This window comes from Paenibacillus sp. TSM33 (assembly GCF_056099025.1).
The window spans coordinates 592,025-611,900 of the sequence record NZ_JBLZXB010000010.1 but is presented as its reverse complement, the minus strand read 5'-3'; the positions used below and the strand labels follow the sequence as shown (position 1 = coordinate 611,900).

17 protein-coding genes are annotated in these 19,876 nt (G+C 46.0%); 6 read left to right on the top strand and 11 right to left on the bottom strand.

The window, feature by feature from the left end; all coding sequences use genetic code 11:
* The first annotated feature begins 77 nt into the window (after window positions 1–77).
* A complete protein-coding gene (locus ACN6NF_RS06665; protein ID WP_013369984.1) occupies window positions 78–1,079 on the top strand; it encodes a lipoate--protein ligase in 1,002 nt (333 codons plus the stop codon).
* A gap of 162 nt (window positions 1,080–1,241) precedes the next feature.
* Complete coding sequence (locus tag ACN6NF_RS06660) at window positions 1,242–2,042, top strand: Cof-type HAD-IIB family hydrolase (RefSeq protein WP_016820665.1); 801 nt, start codon at window positions 1,242–1,244, stop codon at window positions 2,040–2,042.
* Window positions 2,043–2,179: 137 nt separating this feature from the next.
* Here the strand turns inward: ACN6NF_RS06660 and ACN6NF_RS06655 are convergent, their stop codons facing one another.
* A complete protein-coding gene (locus tag ACN6NF_RS06655) occupies window positions 2,180–3,091 on the bottom strand; it encodes a DMT family transporter (RefSeq protein WP_474316276.1) in 912 nt (303 codons plus the stop codon).
* 132 nt (window positions 3,092–3,223) lie between these two features.
* On the opposite strand from ACN6NF_RS06655, the gene ACN6NF_RS06650 reads away from it, so the two are divergent.
* On the top strand, window positions 3,224–4,732 hold the full coding sequence (locus tag ACN6NF_RS06650; protein ID WP_474316274.1) for an aminotransferase-like domain-containing protein: 1,509 nt from the start codon (window positions 3,224–3,226) through the stop codon (window positions 4,730–4,732).
* Between the two features lie 14 nt (window positions 4,733–4,746).
* Here the strand turns inward: ACN6NF_RS06650 and ACN6NF_RS06645 are convergent, their stop codons facing one another.
* Window positions 4,747–5,517 carry an MBL fold metallo-hydrolase gene (locus ACN6NF_RS06645; protein WP_474316272.1) on the bottom strand — a complete coding sequence of 257 codons (771 nt, stop codon included), beginning with the start codon at window positions 5,515–5,517 and terminating at the stop codon, window positions 4,747–4,749.
* 150 nt (window positions 5,518–5,667) lie between these two features.
* Window positions 5,668–6,729 (bottom strand): sulfate/molybdate ABC transporter ATP-binding protein, encoded by a 1,062-nt coding sequence (locus ACN6NF_RS06640; protein WP_474316269.1) that lies wholly within the window; start codon window positions 6,727–6,729, stop codon window positions 5,668–5,670.
* Between the two features lie 222 nt (window positions 6,730–6,951).
* Between ACN6NF_RS06640 and ACN6NF_RS06635 the strand changes: the two genes are divergently transcribed.
* Entirely contained in the window at window positions 6,952–7,353 is a 402-nt protein-coding gene (locus tag ACN6NF_RS06635) for a secondary thiamine-phosphate synthase enzyme YjbQ (RefSeq protein WP_013369978.1), read from the top strand.
* Between the two features lie 172 nt (window positions 7,354–7,525).
* Here the strand turns inward: ACN6NF_RS06635 and ACN6NF_RS06630 are convergent, their stop codons facing one another.
* From ACN6NF_RS06630 to ACN6NF_RS06620, 3 genes are all read right to left on the bottom strand, one after another.
* Window positions 7,526–8,107: a TetR/AcrR family transcriptional regulator gene (locus ACN6NF_RS06630; protein WP_025364337.1), complete on the bottom strand. Its 582-nt coding sequence runs from the start codon at window positions 8,105–8,107 to the stop codon at window positions 7,526–7,528.
* 5 nt (window positions 8,108–8,112) lie between these two features.
* Complete coding sequence (locus ACN6NF_RS06625) at window positions 8,113–8,745, bottom strand: YigZ family protein (RefSeq protein WP_025364336.1); 633 nt, start codon at window positions 8,743–8,745, stop codon at window positions 8,113–8,115.
* A gap of 147 nt (window positions 8,746–8,892) precedes the next feature.
* Entirely contained in the window at window positions 8,893–10,248 is a 1,356-nt protein-coding gene (locus ACN6NF_RS06620; protein WP_013369975.1) for a glucose-6-phosphate isomerase, read from the bottom strand.
* A 251-nt stretch (window positions 10,249–10,499) separates the two neighbouring features.
* Here ACN6NF_RS06620 and ACN6NF_RS06615 point away from each other — a divergent pair, with 251 nt between their 5' ends.
* Complete coding sequence (locus ACN6NF_RS06615; RefSeq protein WP_474316265.1) at window positions 10,500–11,399, top strand: NAD(P)-dependent oxidoreductase; 900 nt, start codon at window positions 10,500–10,502, stop codon at window positions 11,397–11,399.
* A gap of 108 nt (window positions 11,400–11,507) precedes the next feature.
* Here ACN6NF_RS06615 and ppnP read toward each other — a convergent pair whose 3' ends face one another.
* The 4 genes from ppnP to ACN6NF_RS06595 form a co-directional block, all read right to left on the bottom strand.
* Window positions 11,508–11,822, bottom strand: a complete 315-nt coding sequence (gene ppnP, locus ACN6NF_RS06610; RefSeq protein WP_474316264.1) for a pyrimidine/purine nucleoside phosphorylase — start codon at window positions 11,820–11,822, stop codon at window positions 11,508–11,510.
* Between the two features lie 303 nt (window positions 11,823–12,125).
* On the bottom strand, window positions 12,126–14,171 hold the full coding sequence (gene tkt, locus ACN6NF_RS06605; RefSeq protein ID WP_474316262.1) for a transketolase: 2,046 nt from the start codon (window positions 14,169–14,171) through the stop codon (window positions 12,126–12,128).
* A 407-nt stretch (window positions 14,172–14,578) separates the two neighbouring features.
* Window positions 14,579–15,478, bottom strand: a complete 900-nt coding sequence (gene purU, locus ACN6NF_RS06600; protein WP_474316260.1) for a formyltetrahydrofolate deformylase — start codon at window positions 15,476–15,478, stop codon at window positions 14,579–14,581.
* A gap of 22 nt (window positions 15,479–15,500) precedes the next feature.
* Window positions 15,501–16,628, bottom strand: a complete 1,128-nt coding sequence (locus ACN6NF_RS06595) for a deoxyribonuclease IV (protein WP_474316258.1) — start codon at window positions 16,626–16,628, stop codon at window positions 15,501–15,503.
* Between the two features lie 296 nt (window positions 16,629–16,924).
* Between ACN6NF_RS06595 and ACN6NF_RS06590 the strand changes: the two genes are divergently transcribed.
* On the top strand, window positions 16,925–17,839 hold the full coding sequence (locus ACN6NF_RS06590) for a TIGR01777 family oxidoreductase (RefSeq protein WP_474316256.1): 915 nt from the start codon (window positions 16,925–16,927) through the stop codon (window positions 17,837–17,839).
* Window positions 17,840–18,049: 210 nt separating this feature from the next.
* Here ACN6NF_RS06590 and ACN6NF_RS06585 read toward each other — a convergent pair whose 3' ends face one another.
* A complete protein-coding gene (locus ACN6NF_RS06585; protein WP_474316255.1) occupies window positions 18,050–19,828 on the bottom strand; it encodes a DUF6382 domain-containing protein in 1,779 nt (592 codons plus the stop codon).
* Between the last annotated feature and the right edge of the window lie 48 nt (window positions 19,829–19,876).

Below are 19,876 nucleotides of genomic sequence, written 5' to 3'. Positions count from 1 at the left end.
TTGTGCATGGCTCACTTGGGTTACAATAGGGGGAGGCACACATAAAATACACAGTTTGTATATACGGAGGAATGGACATGCTGTTCATCGACAACCAGGGCATACACGACCCAGCTATTAATCTTGCCATTGAGGAATACGCGCTCAAGCATTTACCGCTGGACGACAGCTATCTGCTGTTTTACATTAATCAGCCTTCTATTATTATAGGCAAGCATCAAAACACCGTTGAAGAAATCAACGCTGAGTTTGTGAGAGACAACAATATTCAAGTCGTTCGTCGCCTGTCCGGCGGCGGGGCTGTATATCATGATCTCGGTAACTTAAATTTCAGCTTCATTACCAAGGATAACGGGGAGTCCTTTCATAATTTCCTCAAATTTACGCAACCTGTGATTGACGCCCTCCGCCAAATGGGAGTAGAAGCCGAAATGACAGGACGCAACGATCTGCAAGTCGGAGAACGTAAAATTTCAGGAAACGCTCAATTTGCCACACGTGGACGTATGTTCAGCCATGGTACATTGATGTTCAACCTGAATCTGGACAATGTGGCTGCATCGCTGCACGCCAATCCCGAAAAATTTAAATCCAAAAGCACAAAATCCGTCCGTAGCCGCGTGGCTAACATCAGCGAACTGATGGACCGTGAGATGACCATAGAACAATTTCGCGAGGAACTGCTGCGGTCCATCTTTGGCTCAGAATTGGATCAGGTGCCTCAATATAAGCTCACCGATGCGGATTGGGCTAAAATCCATGAAATCTCCAAAGAGCGCTATCAATCGTGGGATTGGAACTACGGTCTATCCCCCGAGAGCAATATCAAGCACACACGTAAATTCCCGGTCGGTATTATAGATATCCGCATGGATCTGAAGGAAGGGTACATCCGTGATATTAAAATCTACGGGGATTTCTTCGGTGTAGGTGACGTTGCTGATATTGAAAATATCTTGCGCGGCAAGCGTTATGATGAAGGTGAGGTCCGTCAAGCCTTATCCTCTCTCGATTTGAAGCATTACTTTGGTAATATTGAGCTGGACGACTTTGTTGGACTTGTATTTTTGGAAGACTAAGCGTTACTTTTTTCCATGGTTTCAAGCCAATACTTCAGTGGTTATAAGGGGACAGGCTCTTATGGGCGTCGTCCCTTTTTCAATGCGATATTGTCATTTTGAATATTATAAGATACAATTTTAATATTGCCCCATGATAGAGATAAAGGAGAGAATACCGATATGTATAAATTAATTGCCATTGATATTGATGATACTCTCATTAATGACCAGAAAGAAGTTACTCCAGCGACACAACAGGCATTGGAAGCTGCTGTAGCTAAAGGTGTGGTGGTTACTCTCGCTACTGGACGAGCTTATGCCTCCGCTCACAAAATTGCACGTCAGACGGGGTTGAATGTACCGATTATTACGTACCAAGGAGCTTTGGTTAAAAACCTGCTCGACGAAAACGTGCTGTATGAGCGTTATGTTCCACTCGTGGCTGCACGTCGTCTGTATGAATTCTGCGTGGAACGCAATCTGCATTTACAAACGTATATCGATGACAAATTGTATACACGTGAAGATAATCAGAAAATTAAAGATTACACCGAGCTGAACAACACGGAATATTTTGTAGAGCCTGTGTTCAGTAAAGTTATAGAGCAACCGGCTCCTAAATTGCTAATTATCGACGAGCCAGAAGTATTAGACGAATTAATTCCCGAACTTCGCGAATTGCTTGGCAGTGAAGTGCATATTACAAAATCCAAGCCTCATTTCCTGGAAATTATGCATCATGAAGGCACCAAAGGCCACGCCCTTGCCTTCCTTGCAAACCATTTTGGCTGTGATCTGTCGGAGACCATTGCGATCGGCGACTCTTGGAATGACCATGAAATGCTGGAATGTGCCGGTCTTGGCATAGCGATGGAGAATGCGATTCCTGATTTGAAAAAGCTGGCTGATTACATTACTCGCAGTAATAACGAAGACGGTGTTAAGCACGCCATCGACAAATTCGTACTCAATGTTGAATAAGCAGAAAGTGACTGTTTCCGTAATACTTAAATAAAGTATTTCAACAACAAAGCCTCCAAACGCCGCAGGTTCATTAACATACGGCAGTTTGGAGGCTCTTTGTGTCAGATCATATCTAACCTGATTGCTTCAAAGTATCAGGCAGCAGAACGTACCTTACGTCTGTTCACCAGACGGATAATTCCGTTATTCATACACATCAACCCGGTCACAATGAGCAGCACTCCTGCCAGCATCCACCAGCTTACATGTTCTCCATACAAAAAAGCACCCAGGCCTACAGCAATCGGTGGTGAAATGTAGAGCCATGTGGTCGGAAACAATGGATTCGTACGCGCCATAAGCCAGTAAAATAGTGTCTGCGCAATCATGGAACCAAACAGGATCAAATAAAATAGAGAGCCTATGGCAGGCAGCAGATTCCATCCGCCAGAATTCCAAGGCTCTGTAAAAGCTGACAGTACTAACAGCATCCAACCACCATGGAACATTTGTGCTGCATTTAAGGCAATCGGGTTCGTATCACGAAACGCATCCATGACTCGCTTGGAATACAGAGCTCCTCCCGAATAGCACAGCTCCCCTATCAAAATGGCCATGCAACCTGCCAGCCACAGACCGCTGATTTGGACCGCCAAGCCGGGCAATACTACCAGTACGACCCCGAGAAAGCTGATCATGCAACCCATGAGCGTAATTCTTGTCGTTTTCTGCCGCAATATTGCAGACTGCATGAGCACAATCATCATCGGTCCGGTGGCTGACAAAATAGCACCGATTCCCGAGCTGACATATTGCTCTGCCCAATACAGTGTTGAGAATGTGCCGAAGGTCGTTCCCGTCCCAATCAGCAGCATTTCCTTACGCCATAATAACGACCATCGAACCTTTCCTGAAAGCCTCATCGCAATAAACAAGATCGCCCCTGCTGCCATAAAACGTGCACCTGCCGACAGAAACGGCGGAAGTCCGGCTTCCACTCCCACTTTGATAGCCAAAAATGTGGTGCCAAAAATGAGACACATAACTGTAAAGGCGATACCAATCATGACACTTCTCTCTCCCTTCTGTTACTCACAAGCATACAAGGAGACAGACAGAACAGATGGGCAACCACAGAACAGTTGTATACGTTTTGGAAGTGCTGTATAGTACAATACACACAAAGGAGCGTGGACAGCATGGGCAAGGATAACAGCGAATTATTGTTTTCAACAGAACATATCTCGACAGATCCGAGCTTAAAGCTGTATGAGCAGGTCATCCATTACGTAAATGTACGGATTGATCGCGGGGACTGGCCAACAGACGCTAAATTGCCGTCGGTGCGAAGTTTGGCTCAGGAATTGGGTGTGCATCGGTTAACCGTATTCCGGGCATATCAGGAGTTAAAACAACAAGGGCGTATCTATGTAAAGGATAAATCGGGATATTACGCTCACGCTTCCCATGCAGCAGGATTGAGAACATATACTGCCTATTCGGAACGTTCATCCACAAAGCGGCTTTTCCAATCGGAATCCACTTATGCGGCAGACGACCCGTCTGTTTCCGTCTGGAGGGGGATGGATGGACTCACCCGAGTCCATGCCGTGAATGCGGATTTCCAATTTTCCAAGGCCCTGATTGATCCCTCTCTCCTACCCAACCGATATTGGAAAGAATTAATGATGCAGGTGTTTGAAAAGCATCCAAAAATCGCGGCTACCTATTCTGCTGTACAAGGAGACGCTGAGCTTCGTGATGCCATGGCGCAGCATTTTAGCACAGATAAGCATTTTGCAGTATCCACGGACGAAGTACTGATTACCTCCGGCGCACAGCAAGCCATCGATTTGGTTGCCCGATCTCTGATCCGTACAGGAGACCGTGTACTAATCGAACGGCCGGCCTATGGTCCCGCCATGGAAATATTTCGTAGACAAGGCGCTCGTCTGACTGTGACTGATATACGACCGGAAGGTTATGATATGGACCAGGTTGAATGGTGCCTGAAAACGGAAAAACCACGTCTCTTTTATATAAATCCGACCTTTCACAATCCGACCGGCTTTACGATTCCCGATGAGCAGCGCAAACGTCTGCCCGAACTGGCCGAGCGTTACGGCTGCCTTATTGTCGAGGATGACAGCACCTATGATATCAGCTTTGGGCAAAAGCCGCCTTCTCCGATTTTCGCCTATGATATCTCGGGTAGCGTCGTCTATATTCGCAGCTACAGCAAATATGTCGCGCCCGGTCTGCGAATCGCAGCCGTGACCTGTCGGCGTCAGCTTATGGACAGCCTGCTGAGCGAAAAAGCACTGGTGGACAATGGATCGCCGCTGCTGAATCAAAAGCTGTTTTTACAATACTTTCAATCCCCACGTATGCAGCAACATATTAAAAAGCTATGTATCGCGCTCCAGATCCGTAAGGAAACGATGGAGGCCAGCCTCTGCGATTCCGGCTGGACATGGACCAGCCCAGCGGGGGGACTCAACCTGTGGCTCCAGCTACCTTCTACGATAAAACCTAATGAGCTGCTTGCCAAAAGTATACAAGAGTCCGTTTCCTTTGTCCCGGGCAATGTATTTGATCCCCTCGGCGCAGAGGGTAAGACGCATATACGGCTGTCCTATTCTTACGCCAATGAGCTGCAAATTAAAGAAGGGATCTCCACACTTCTACGCATCAGTCGAACGATGTAAAGGTAAAACCATCGTTATTCTAACGGCAAACTCATGCCTGTGTGTGCCAAACTGATCCCTTCCAGCAACCCGTAGTTGTATGTGATATCCACATCATGGGACATATGTGTAAACACCGTACTTCCGGGCTTCAGTCTTCCTACAAGCTCCTGAGCCTCCAGCATGTCATATACCGAGCGAGTGGCATACTCCGCTTCCTCATGGTAAAAACTTGTCCCCAATACGAGTAAATTCAGATTATGTAAAGGCAAAATTTCCGCCTCATTCAGTCCAATCGAATCTGAACAGTAGGCCCATGAGAAGCCGCCTTTTTCCAACCGATAAGCGTAAGCATATCCGTTCTTTCCGTGATTCACGCGCCATCCCCGGATGTTCCATCCGCCAAGCTGAACTCCCTGATCTACTGGAATAAGATCCAGGTTCCCGGGGAGCCAGGAAAATTGACGCAGGATCGTGTCGATCACTTCCTGTGGAGCGTACAAGCGCCCTCTGTTCCCGGTCCAGCGACAGGCATCCGCCCATTCTGGCAATCCTCCAATATGATCAAAATGTGCATGTGTCACGAGGATTGTAGAGATAAAACGCAGACTGCGCAATTCTAACTGTCTACGCCAGTCGGGGCCACAATCAATCATAAAATCCTCTGTCTCGCTTTCGATCAGCACAGACGATCTCAACCTTACATTCGTTCCTGTCGTGCGTGCCTCTGTGCACACGAGACAATCACAATATACACGCGGAACCCCCATTGCATCCCCCGTGCCAAGAAAAATAAGCCGATTCATGATTTAACTCCTATCTATCTGGGTGTTTTTACTCTTATTATAACGAACATATCAAGCCTGCGTAAATCATCCCAGCGACCAACGACAAAAGGAGCATGTCCAAAGCCGTAAAACAGGCCAGACACCCCCCTTATATGTGATCGTTTTATTTTAAATGATAATAGGCATGGGGTCTTCCTTCAGGCGGTTTTCCACCATCCAGCTGGACTCCTCATTATATAGATAGGCCCGGTGTACCAACACTCGCACCTGCTGACCAGGTTCCAGCGTAGATTTCTCCAGCGAGCGGTATGTCATGAGACGCTGATCCCCGACCTGGACTTCAACCATCCATTCACTCCCACGAAAATGTAAATGCTTCACAATGCCTTCCTCGGTCGCCGACAGGAGCACAAATTCCTCACTCGGTCCGACATCAATGTACTCTGGACGAATCAAGGCACGTGTTCCCACTCCGGCAGCCTCCTCGAAGCCTCTGAGACTACCCGCTTGTTCAATCACCGTGGATTCCCCAATAAAAGAAGCCACGAATGGGGTCCCCGGTTTTTTATAGATATCCCAAGGTGTTCCCTTCTGCTCCAGCTGACCTTGATTAATCACCATAATTTCATCCGCTACTTCAATCGCCTCATCCTGATCATGAGTGACAAAAATGGAGGTAATACCTACCCGCTCAATCAACTCTCGCAACCAGGTGCGCAGCTCCTGACGAATCTTGGCGTCAATAGCGGCAAATGGCTCATCCAGCAGCAGTAGTTGAGGCTCCGGTGCCAAAGCACGCGCAAAAGCAACCCGTTGTCGCTGTCCACCTGACAACTGATGCGGATAACGATGCTCAAAGCCTTTGAGCCCCGTGAGTTCGACCAACTCAGTGACCCTTTCCTTGATGCGGGCTTTGGAGATTTTTTTCACTTTCAAACCAAAGGCAATATTGTCGTACACGCTCATATGCTTGAACAAAGCATAGTTTTGAAATACAAATCCGATTCCACGCTCCTGTGGTGCCAGCTCATTTACTCTTTTTCCATGAAAGTGGATCTCTCCTGCATCCGGTTGCTCCAGCCCCGCCAAAATACGAAGAATAGAGGTTTTCCCCCCGCCGCTTGGACCGAGCAAACCAATAAGATGGCCCGTCTGAATATCAAAAGATACGTCCTTTACCGCATGAAAATTACCGAAATGCTTGTTTAATCCTCTTACTTCCACATGCATATCCGTACACTTCCTTTCCGCTTCTGGACCAGTTTAGGAACAGCAGCAGCCTTGCTTACCGCAAAGCACGCACCTCATTTGAAAACATTCAATCAATTATTCCAATAAACTTACTTTGTTTTTCTTATGTGATACTTTATCAAAGGAAAGTAATTTTCGTCAACTCTATATATTATCTAAGAATGAAAAGGGTAAAGTAATACATAGAAAGGAGATGGATTTATGTTGCATACTTTTGAATTATCCACTACACGGCGAGATGAAATGCGTGATATTACACGTGAGGTTGCGGCACTCATCGAAAAAAGCGGAGTGCAGCAAGGAACAGCCCTAATTTATTGCCCACACACGACAGCCGGCATCGCCATTAATGAAAATGCCGACCCAGATGTCAAACATGATGTTATTTTAAGGCTGGATGAGGTTTATCCCTGGGAACATCCCCAATATCGTCATATGGAGGGAAATACGGCGTCCCACCTAAAATCCATTACAACAGGCCCCTCACAAACAGTTATCATTCATGATGGAAAGCTGCTGCTTGGACGATGGCAGGGTCTTTATTTTTGTGAATTCGACGGCCCACGCAGACGCCAATACCATGTGAAAATTATGAAGGGCTGACGGAGGCATGCAAAAAAAAGACGATGATGTTCTCCCGCTGGATACATCATCGTCTGTTAAATTCTTAGTCGCTTTCGCAAAGTACCGTAATGATAAGTCACCGTCATGAAGTGCATACACCCAAAAAAGCGCCCTACATGTTCATGGCTGAAGCGTGTGAATGCAGGTACGCTCATAGGTGTCTGCACAGCAGCTTTACATGTGCTAAAGCAGCGGGCCTGATCTCTTCAAATGTTAAACCGTCCTGAATATAAAATGACACAAAGCCATGCATGGATAAAAACAGACTTTTCGGTACTCTTGAGCATTCTTCCTCCGAATGTCCCTGACCACTCAATTCCTGGCGAATCATAGACGCAAATAATTCCACACAACGGTTTTGCTCTGTACGACAGTATGCAAATAGTTCTTCATCGTGCATCATGAACATAATTTCGTACTGATATGGATTTTCCAAGCCAAAACGGATATATTCCAGCATCAGGTACTCCAATCTACTCAAGCCATCATCAGGCGTGCCTGTTGCTGCTTGCAGTAGAATCCCACGCAATGTATTGAAATCTTCAATCACAATGGCGTAGAACAGTTCAGCCTTCTCTTTAAAATGATAGTATAACGAACCATGACTGTAGCCCAGATGCTGGCCAATGCTGCGCATTGAAATCGCACGGTAGCCCTTGGTGATAAACAAGTGCCTGGCCGCTTCCAGAATCCGCCCTCTTGACAACTCCTGTTCTACTGCTCTTCTAGCCATATTATTTATTCCCCTTCAATAAAGTAAAGCTGCTCTCCCTCCGACACAAGCGATTGTCCCTGTGTCAAGTCGGTTATCCAGTTGCAGAAGGTTTCCGCATCACCAGCCAGCGGCAGACAGGTTAAGGTAACTTTATCCGTAAACATCGTTTCTCCAGTACGGATGCTGCGATTGCGTAATTCATTTTCCACTTTGCCCAACCAAGTATAATCCAATTCCACAAAAACTTCACGATGCAGCACACGTGTAATCGCATCCCCTGCCTCGATAGCCGCAACAGCACCATCTGAGTACGCGCGAATCAGTCCGCCAGCTCCCAGCAAAATTCCGCCAAAGTAACGGGTAACCACAATAGCGACATTTTTCAGTTTCTGATTGCGGATAACCTCCAAAATAGGCTTACCAGCCGTCCCGCTCGGTTCTCCGTCATCCGATTGCTTTTGGATTTCGTCTCTTTCCCCAATCATATAGGCCGAACAATTATGAGTGGCATTCCAATGCTCTTTTTTGATGCGCTCTATAAAAGCAACTGCTTCTTCCTCAGTTTGAACAGGCTGAATATGGCCGATAAAACGGGATTTTCGGATTACAATTTCCTTGTTGCCGGCACCGCGTACGGTGCGGTATTGTTCCAACATACACGTCTAACCTTCCTTACTTCATTTTACAAGAAAGCAGTTCCCCGCTTCTGGCAGCTGGCGAACTGCTTTCCTGTACTTGAATGTTGCTATACACTATAATGCTTCTGACCGAAACCCTGTTTCGAATCGGTGATTACAGTTCCCTTATTCAGACAATCTTGCTTCAAGCTCAGCTTTTTCTTTTTCGAAGCCCGGTTTGCCGAGCAGCGCAAACATGTTCTTTTTGTAAGCTTCTACGCCCGGTTGATCGAACGGATTTACGCCCAACAGATAGCCGCTGATGCCGCAAGCCTTTTCGAAGAAATAAGCAAGGTAGCCAAAAGAGTAAGGGCTCAAGTCAGGAATATTTACAATCAGGTTTGGTACTTGTCCGTCTGTATGTGCCAGCAATGTACCTTGGAATGCTTTTTTGTTTACAAAATCCACTGTTTTGCCTGCCAGGAAATTCAGTCCATCCAGATCATCCTCATCTGCTTCGATGGTGATGTGACTAGGTACATTTTCTACTTGGATTACCGTTTCGAAAATGTTACGGCTGCCTTCCTGAATGAATTGTCCCATAGAGTGAAGGTCTGTCGAGAAGTCAACAGAAGCTGGATAAATACCTTTATAATCCTTGCCTTCGCTTTCTCCGTACAGCTGTTTCCACCACTCGGATACGAAATGCAAAGACGGCTCATAGTTTACGAGAATTTCAATTGCTTTACCTTTGCGGTACAAAGCGTTACGAACGGCTGCATATTGGTAAGCCTCGTTCTCAGCTACATTCGGGTTGCTATATTCTTTGGAAGCGTCTGCTGCACCTTGCATCATTTCTTCGATGTTGATGCCTGCTGTAGCAATCGGCAACAAGCCTACCGCTGTCAGCACGGAGTAACGGCCACCCACATCATCAGGAATAATGAAGGATTCATAGCCTTCCTCGTTAGCGAGCTTCTTCAGAGCACCACGTTCTTTATCCGTTGTAGCGTAAATACGTTTGCGCGCTTCTTCTTTACCGTATTTTTTCTCCAGAGCCGCACGGAATACGCGGAAAGCGATAGCTGGCTCGGTTGTTGTACCTGATTTGGAGATGACATTCACAGAGAAGTCTTTTCCTTCAATCAGTTCCAACAGATGATTCACATATGTAGAGCTGATGTTGTTGCCTGCAAAATAGATAGCTGGACCCTTGCGTTGATCTTTAGGCAGCGCATTGTAGAAAGAATGCGACAGCATTTCAATCGCAGCGCGTGCTCCAAGGTAAGAACCGCCAATACCGATTACAATCAATACCTCGGAATCGCTTTGAATTTTAGCAGCAGCCTTTTGGATGCGCGCAAATTCTTCTTTATCATAATTGGTAGGCAGGTCAATCCAACCCAAGAAATCGGAACCTACACCTGTTTGGTTGTGCAATTGCTCATGAGCCAACTTGATGGGCTCTGCAAAATAATCAATTTCGTGCTGACCCACAAAGGAGAGAGCTTTAGTGTAATCAAAAATAACTTTTTTAGACATGTTTGGAACCTCCTGTTTGGTATTACTAAGACCATGAATACGAACATAAGGACTTAGGAATAGGATACTTTAATTTGCTGAGCCTGACAAGCTTGCGTTACCTGTGTGTTCTGTGCCTTGACAGACCCTGCTGTAGATAGGGTAGCATGCCCATGCTACAATGAACTGAGATCAATCTGTTTCAATATTCAATTCAAGCCGAACTCGCATCTGCATCGGACGGCAACTTCCAACAAGAAAGGTGATTAGCAATGAAAAACATCGGATTTATCGGACTGGGCACGATGGGCGCCCCGATGGCATCCAATCTGCTAAAGCAGGGATTCGGAGTCACAGTTTATAATCGTACCGCTTCGCGCTGCGAGCCCTTGGTAGAGCAAGGCGCACGTGCAGCCTCAACCCCTCGTGAAGCGGCCGAAGGGCAGCACCTGGTCATTACCATGGTCAGCGACGATCAATCAATACGTGACGTGTATTACGGTCAGGACGGTGTGTTTGCTGGTCTTACGGCTGGCATGACCGTGATGGACAACAGCACGATTTCACCTGAGCTGGTCAAACAACTGGCAGCTGAAGCGGACAAGCTGGGCTGTTCCTTCATTGATGCCCCCGTAACAGGCAGCAAGCCTGCCGCTGTAGATGGAACACTCGTGTTCATGGTTGGCGGTCATGCAGAAGCTATTGCGGCACAATCAGATGTTTTTGATACCTTGGGCAAAAAGGTGCTCCATATGGGACCAAATGGTAGCGGGGCCGTGGCCAAGCTCGCTCACAATACGATGGTCGGTATAAATAACCTCGCTCTGGCTGAAGGCTTTGCCATCGCAGCTAAATCCGGCATTCCAGCAGACAGCTTCCTAGAATTGGTACAGCTCGGATCGGCAGGTAGCAAAGCCGCTGACCTGAAAGGGCGCAAAATCATCGAGCATGATTTTAGCAACCAATTCTCACTTGCCCTGATGCTCAAGGATTTGAAGCTCGCTGCCTCACTAACAGACAGCCTGTCCATCCCTACGCCTATGTTGTCCATTGCCAAAAGCTTGTTTCAAGCCGGACAAACACAAGGCTATGGCGACGAGGATCTATCTGCTGTCGTAAAGACATACGAAGCATGGATTGGCCGCACCATTGGTGGTCAGCCTCTTGAGTAAGCTGTACTTTTCTTTATAACTATGCTGCTGTGTGTTTGTATTTATGACACAGCTTTAGGGTAAGAACACTTGGCTTGTAGCTTGAGTGCTCTTACCCTTTTCAGCTCATTATTCCGGATAAGAACAGCAGTAATCCGTTACACTTCGTACTTCCAGCTTGAAGGAAGACTTCGCAGGTACATGAAAGGTTGATGTGCCTTGTATCTCCAGCCACTCCTCGGTACCTGGAAGCAACACTCTCAGGTCCCCTGCCAAAATCTCCATGATCTCACGGGAATCCGTACCGAACTCGTATGTTCCCGGCAACATAATCCCCAATGTTACCTTACTACCATCACCTAGGATAACTGTACGGCTTGTAACCTGACCATCGTAATAAACATTTGCTTTTTTAACTACGCTTGCTCCATCAAACTGTGTCATTCGTTATCCCCTCATCTGCTCTCAATGGTGAATGAATATGGTGCATCATAACATAATTTGGATTCCAGCTTCAGTATGAAAATACACACACACTGTATCTGACTGTATCTGCGTACTCTATCCACTGATAATCCAAAGACATTTTTTCGCAAAATACAAATGTATGAAACAAACAGCCGTAAGCCTTACTCAGGTTACGACTGTTTGTGATACATGGATTACACAGCAGGTAAATCGTTTGCCAGCAATACACGATCATTGCTTTATGAACAAACTCTTCCTAATTGCTGATGCTCCAATGTTTTATTTCAACAAAGCTTTCACACGGCTAACAACATTCTCTACTGTAAAGCCGTATTCCTTAATTACACGGTCACCAGGTGCGGATGCGCCAAATGTGCTGATACCGAGAATGTCGCCTTGGTCGCCAACATATTTTTCCCATCCCAGTGGATACGCCATTTCTACAGCCAAACGAGCTTTAACTTCAGGCAGCAGAACGGAATCTTTGTATGCTTTGTCTTGTTTTTCGAACAGATCCCAGCTTGGGAAGCTGATAACGCGTACTTGAATACCTTGTTCTGCCAGTGCTTCCTGTGCTTTAACAGCCAGTTGAACTTCGGAGCCTGTAGCCAGAATTTGAGCAACCGGTTTGCCGTCTGCTGCATCTGCAACCACATAAGCACCACGTTTGATACCTTCGCGTGCATGCTCAGCAGTAGCAGCCAGGATTGGCAGGTTTTGACGAGTCAATACCAGTGCAACCGGGTTTTTCTTGTTTTCCAGTGCATAAGCCCAAGCAGCAGAAGTTTCATTACCGTCAGCCGGACGAATGACCGTCAGGTTCGGGATAATGCGCAGAGAAGCCAATTGTTCGATCGGCTCATGAGTTGGACCATCTTCACCAACAGCAATACTGTCGTGAGTCAGAACGTAGGTTACAGGCAATCCCATCAGAGCTGCCAGACGAACGGCCGGACGCAGATAATCTGTAAATACGAAGAATGTACCCCCGAATACTTTTACACCTTGGTGCAGAGCCATACCGTTCATCGCAGCAGCCATACCGAACTCGCGGATACCGAAGTAAATATTACGGCCAGCGTAATCTTCTGGCGTAAAGTTCGTCAGGTTGTTCAAGTGTGTCATTGTGGAGCTTTCCAGGTCAGCAGATCCGCCGGTCAGGAAAGGAACGTTTGGAGCCAATCCGTTCAGTGCATTACCAGAAGCTACACGAGTTGAAACCGCTTTGTCTTCTGTAGAGTATTTCGGAAGGTCACGATCCCAACCTTCTGGAAGATCGCCGTTTACAGCAGTTTCGAACTGAGCTGCCAAATCAGGGTGAGCCGCTTTGTATTTCGCAAATTGTTCATCCCATGCTTTGTTAGCTGCGATACCGCGCTCTTTTACTTTAGCAAAGTGCTCGCGAACCTCTTGTGGTACATGGAAATCCTCTTCGTATACCCATTTGTAGAATTCTTTAGTCAGCTTGGCTTCTTCTGCTCCCAGCGGGGAACCATGAGTACCGCCATGTCCGCCTTTACCTTGTTTGTTCGGGCTTCCGTAACCGATGACTGTTTTTACTTCAATCAACGTAGGACGTGTCGAATCGGCTTGTGCTTCTTCAATTGCTTTTTGAATCGCTGGAAGATCGTTACCATCTTCTACGCGCAGCACTTGCCAGTTGTAAGCTTCAAAGCGTTTGGCAACACTCTCGGAAGAGGACAGATTAAGCTTGCCATCCAGTGTAATATCGTTGGAATCAAACAATACGATCAGCTTACCCAGTTGTAGACGACCAGCCAGAGAAGCCGCTTCGTGGGAAATACCCTCCATTAGATCGCCATCGCCACAAATAGCATATGTGAAGTGATCCACAACTTTAAATTCGTCCTTATTATATGTTGCACCCAGTTGTGCTTCTGCCATAGCCATACCTACGGACATTGCTAAACCTTGTCCCAGAGGTCCAGTTGTAGCATCTACACCAGCAGTGTGTCCAAACTCAGGGTGACCTGGTGTAAGGCTGCCCCATTGACGGAATTGCTTCAGCTCTTCCATAGGCAGATCATATCCGCTCAGGTGCAGAAGGCTGTAAAGCAACATGGAACCGTGTCCTGCAGACAGTACAAAACGGTCACGGTTCACCCATGTTGGGTGATCTGGGTTATGGTTCATTGTTTTAGCAAATAGTTGGTAGCCCATTGGCGCGGAGCCCATCGGCATACCAGGGTGTCCCGAATTTGCTTTCTCGATGGCGTCAATTGCCAACGTACGGATAGTTGTGATGGACAAATTGTCGATGGTGGAGTTTTCATCCTTTTGAATCGCTTGATTCTGGTCAGTCATGGTTTGCCTCCTCATATTGTATAAAGTATGTCAATTGCATTCCGTCATACTCTCCAATGCCTCCGTACTAATATAGAAACAGGGCTATCGAAGTGAGTGAATCTGCTTGAATGTTTCAATATGACTTATACATTCTTAAGTATTGTACCATTTGCCGTGAAAGTTTGCCAGATCGTTTATAAAGATGATTGTCGAAATGGTCGAATTGTAGTACAGCCCTCATATCAATATACCCGTTATGTATTAACATCATTTAAAAAATAAAGAAATCGCAAAAAAATTTTTATAGGTTCCAGATATAATGCAAATACCTACCCCCACACAAAAAAACAAAGCCCATATGCACTGGGCTTTGTTTAATCTGACATATATACTCACAAGTTTTCATGAATTTGAAATTGTTAAGTTCAATTAAAAACGACCGTTTTGTTCTCATGAACCAATATACGATCCTCAGTATGCCACTTCACGGCTCTTGCCAACACGACCCGTTCAATCGTGCGACCGATCCGTTTTAGCTCATTTACATCATCTCCGTGGCTTACCCGCTGTACGTCCTGCTCAATGATTGGACCACCGTCTAATTCCTCGGTTACATAGTGCGCAGTAGCACCAATAATTTTCACACCGCGATTATAAGCTTGGGCATACGGCTTGCCACCCACGAATGCAGGTAGAAAGGAATGATGGATATTGATAATCCGGTTGCGATAATGCTCAATAAACTTAGGTGAAATAATCTGCATATACCGGGCCAAAATGATCACGTCAATCTCTTCGCCAATGACTTCTAGCTGACGGCGTTCTGCCTCTGGCTTGGTGTCGGCTGTCACCGGGATATGGTGATATGGAATGCCAAAGGATTCCACATACTCCTTCATATCTGGATGATTACTAACTACCAGTGAAATATCCGCATCCAGGTCCCCTGCCTGCCACTGCCACAGCAGTTCTACTAGACAGTGATCTTCTTTGGAAACGAAAATAGCCAGTTTTTTCTTGCGGCTGACCGCAGAAATCGTCCACTCCATACGGAATTGCTCCGCAACAGCGACAAAGTCCTGCTCCAATTGCGACTGGGCTGCACTCAAATTCGGCAGATCAAATTCAATCCGCATAAAAAACATACCGCCGGACGGGTCCATTGTATATTGGTCAGATTGAACGATATTGGCCCCATGCTCGTACAAAAAGCGGGACACGGTCGCTACAATACCTGGCCCATCTGGGCATGATACAAGCATGCGCGCACGGTTTTCATGTGTAGATACAGTGCTGTTTGGCTGATGTTTTACGTGAAGTTCCATGTGGCTATTAGTCCCCCTCATCTTATACCGTCACTGGCAGATGACTGCCGGCAAACCAGGCAATCAACCGTTGATTAATGTGGTCTTCGCTCATCTCTGGAAAGAGTGCTGCTTCCGTTATCATGTCATACAGACGCTCCAGCGGCTCACGTGGATCTGCTTTTCTTGCTTTGGCATCATTTTTCAGCAGAGTCCAGGTATCCAGTACAAATTTACGGACATCCACATCCTGTTTTCTGAAAAACGAATGCAGCTGCTCCACCTGACCCAAGAACTCATCTCCAAAGCGTTCCTTTACATTACCGCGAAGCAAGGCAATCTCAACCTCATACATTGGTCGTTGAGTTTTGGCTTCTTTTCCAATCCACGGCGTCTCCAAAATAAACGGACGTCCTTGAAGAGCTTCATGATGTACCACATTATGAATAGTCTGATAACCAATCCAGCCCGATCCAATTGGCGTATGACGGTCTTTATGAGCGCCAACCGGGTTTTTGCTGTCATTAATGTGAACAACTGCGATGCGATCCAAGCCGACAATACGGTCAAATTGCTCCAGTACACCGTCCAAATCATTGACAATGTCATAACCCGCATCATGAATGTGACAGGTATCCATACAAACCGTCAGACGCTCGTTGCGTTCTACTTTATCTATAATGGAGGCAATTTCCTCAAAACTACGACCCATTTCTGTGCCTTTGCCTGCCATTGTTTCAAGTGCAATGTTGACATCTATCTCCTTCACACCGTTCAGTACCTCGTTCAAACCATCAGCAATACGCCCAATTCCGTACTCTGCATCTTTATCTGTAAAAGCCCCCGGATGCAGCACGATATTTTTCACACCAATTGCATGTGTGCGCCGAATTTCCTCCTGAAGAAAACTGACTGCAAGCTCATAAGTATTTTCTTTGTAAGAGCCGAGATTGATGATATATGGAGCATGCACCACGATATCTTCCATTCCCTTTTCCGCCATTAGCTGCTTGCCTTCCTCCAAATACATAGACTCCATCGGCTTACGGCGCGTATTTTGAGGTGCCCCCGTGTATATCATAAACGAGCTGGACCCGTAAGAAGACGCTTCTTTTGTAGCGCTGAGCAGACCCTTGTCCGAGAAGGACACATGAGAACCAATTTTCAGCATGATTTTGATTCATCCCCCTATCCTGTTATGCTTGTCTTATTTTAATTTAATCATTTTAACGTGATTATTGAAATCAAACAACATAGCGTTTATGGCAACTTTTTTAAATGACTCCCTTAGAGAACCTACAGACATAGTGCACATCAGAATATATGTTATTGAAATGTAGGTAGATTAAAGCATGAATGGAGCTTCTTTAGCGTACACAAGATACGTTCAATATGAAGCTTTTGCGTCAAAAAGGGTTATATTTTATAACAGAACTATTTTTTTCGAATTGGAAGGAGAATAACTCCATGAACATCATCGTATGCGGAGGAACTGGATTGGTGGGGAGTGCACTGGTCAAAAGTCTGCTAGATGACGGATATACCGTAAAAGTCATTACCCGCAAGCCGCTGGTTGGACACGAAGCGAGCCCTCGCTTGCAGTATATGAGCTGGAACGAATTAAAACAAAAGCCTGAATTACTGGAAGGTACAGATGCGGTCGTTAATTTAGCAGGTGAGACGCTGAATCAGCGCTGGACGGACAAGTCCAAACAAAGAATTCTTCAATCACGACTGCTGTCCGTTGCCCGGTTGGCTCAAGCGTTGAATGCTCTGCAAAAAAAACCGGAAGTTATCATTCAGGCTTCGGCTGTTGCCGCCTATGGTACCTCCTTGACCGAAACATTTGACGAAAAAAGTCCGCGCCGTTCGGAAGATTTTCTGTCTCAGGTGGTTGAGCAATGGGAGGAAGCTGCCAATGCCTACCCTGCCGATATCCGTCTAATTAAGTTACGCATCAGCCTAGTGCTGGACAGAAAAAAAGGAGCATTCTCACTCATGAAGATGCCTTACGTCTTCGGATTCGGTGGAAAAATAGGTAGCGGCCATCAATGGATGAGTTGGATTCATATTGCCGATATCGTTCGTCTGATCTCGTATTGCATTCATACACCAGAGATTTCCGGGGCAGTGAACGCTTCATCACCACACCCTATGACGAACGACCAATTTGGGAAAACAGTAGCTAAGGTATATCACCGTCCGCACTGGTTTCCCGTTCCCAGCTTTCTCGTTCAAAAGCTATTGGGTGAGATGAGCACGCTTGTATTAGACGGTCAAAAGGTAATACCGCGTAAAGCGCTGGAGCACGGATTTAAGTTTAAGTATTCCTCACTGAAGGAAGCGCTAGAGGAACTCCATTCTCCTCACAAGCAGCGTTGAATAAAAAATGAACTCTATGGAGGATAGATAGTATCTTTGTATCTCTACCAGCTTAGGGTTCATTTTTGATTTAGACATAATCTATCAATTAAACTTTGAGATCTTTGAATTGCCTCATTTTAGGCCTATGAATAATCTTCTATTTATAAAAAAGAAGCCCAGAATATAACAGGCCTCTCTTAGTCTTAACTATGTCCATTTAACGTTTACTCAAGATGCATTAGAGGATTTAAAAGAATCCAATCGATAAGTATAAGAGACTCCAGCGATGTTAAAAGTGTCTCCATCCTTCATGATATACTCCTTATAAGGCACCATAGGCGCTCCATTCAGCACAGTTCCGTTCGTCGAGGATAAATCCTTTACAATGTGGCTTTGTCGTCCTGTAACTATGCAAAGCTCAATATGAGAACGGGAAACTCCATCCGTATGCTCTACAAACTGGGCCAATTGCGGATCTCTTCCGATGATAAAGCTGCCACCAACGAATTGGTCTGGCTGCAACCGTATGCGCTCGGTTTCTCCACTCCCAGATAACTTACGGTCCAAGTAAGCAATCGGCGAGTGCTGAACAGTTGGACTCTGTATGTCTTGATCTGGACGAAGTAGCACAGTTTCCTGCTTGGATACAGTATTGAGTAGCTCCGTTACCCCGGACAAGGACTTATAATAAGCCTCGCTGGTATCGCTGTCGTCCAATTCATTTCCCCGCGTGGCACTTTTCCTCGATGGCTCCTGTAAGTCATAATTTGTACTTACTTCCCCTCTATTCTCCGGCATTCGACTTCCCATGCTTTTAGATTCTAAGTCTGGAAAAGTCCAACGCCAGCTCTCCTGCCCTTGATCACTCGAATTGAATGATGGCTTGTCTTGATGATGGCGTCCCGCTACAAACCCAGTCAGCTTATCTACCTGATAACGGTCATTTTTTCGTTGTGCTGGAGGGGTAGTTCCTAACCATTCCGAATCCATTACAGGTACTGCTTCACTATAAAAATGAGATGAAGCTCGATTGCGCTCTAGTTTCCCCGTCCAGCTTATATAAGCAACAGCGACAAGTACCGAAGTCAGCACAATCGAAATAAGCAAGGACACCGTCTCAGGATGATCCAAATAAATATAACGCCAAACGATAGCCGAGGCGAGCAGACACCCGAGAGCAATGTATGTTTTATATTGTTGCAATTTAGGCTCCTCATCTTCCATTTCGTTGTCGGCCCCTACCTCGACATTTTCCTCTGATTTTGTGGACTGCTTGAGTCGATTGACCCGCTTAAGCTCCTGAATTTCCTGCAGAGTCTCCTGATGTTCTTGCCCGTACGTTCTTCCGCCACGATCTGCATCGTTCCCCTGTATGGTATGAGAGAAATGAACAGATGATCTACCTTCATCCTGACCGCTGATGCTTTGTTCACTGGCCGCCATCCCTTGCAACAATAGTTCCTTCAACGCACCCAACTCAAATTCATTTCTTTCGCATAGATCAAGTATGCGCTGTATAGATTCTCCCTGAGGGTGAGCCACACGAGTCCTCAAACGAATAACCATCTGCTTAAAATAACTACCTGTTTGTTCCGCATACTGTACACTGCACAAAGGAACATAGGTCAAACTGACGGTCTCCCTTGTACCTGAACTGCTTATAAAAATGTAATCCTCGTGCAAAATAAACTGGCAGATATTTAACATATATTGTGGGCTACGATGAAGAGCATCTACTACTTCAAAGAGAATTCGATAGAAATCGGAAGTCGACACATTCCCACCTTTCCATACTTGGGAAAGCATACGTCGCCCCGAAATATCGTAATGTAACTCGATCTGAAAATCGACTTCTTTTATTCTAAGTTCCAGCAGACCGGGAATCCGATTGCCAATCATCATTCGGGTCTGTACAGAATTTAAATCATCAGTCTTGAGCCCGCCATCCTTGTTTAGTATCATAAACGTTCCGCCATTACGAGCAAAATCCCTGCTTAAACCAAACAATTCATGACCTCCTTAACAAATTCTTATTCCCTGAGGTAGCATGATCCC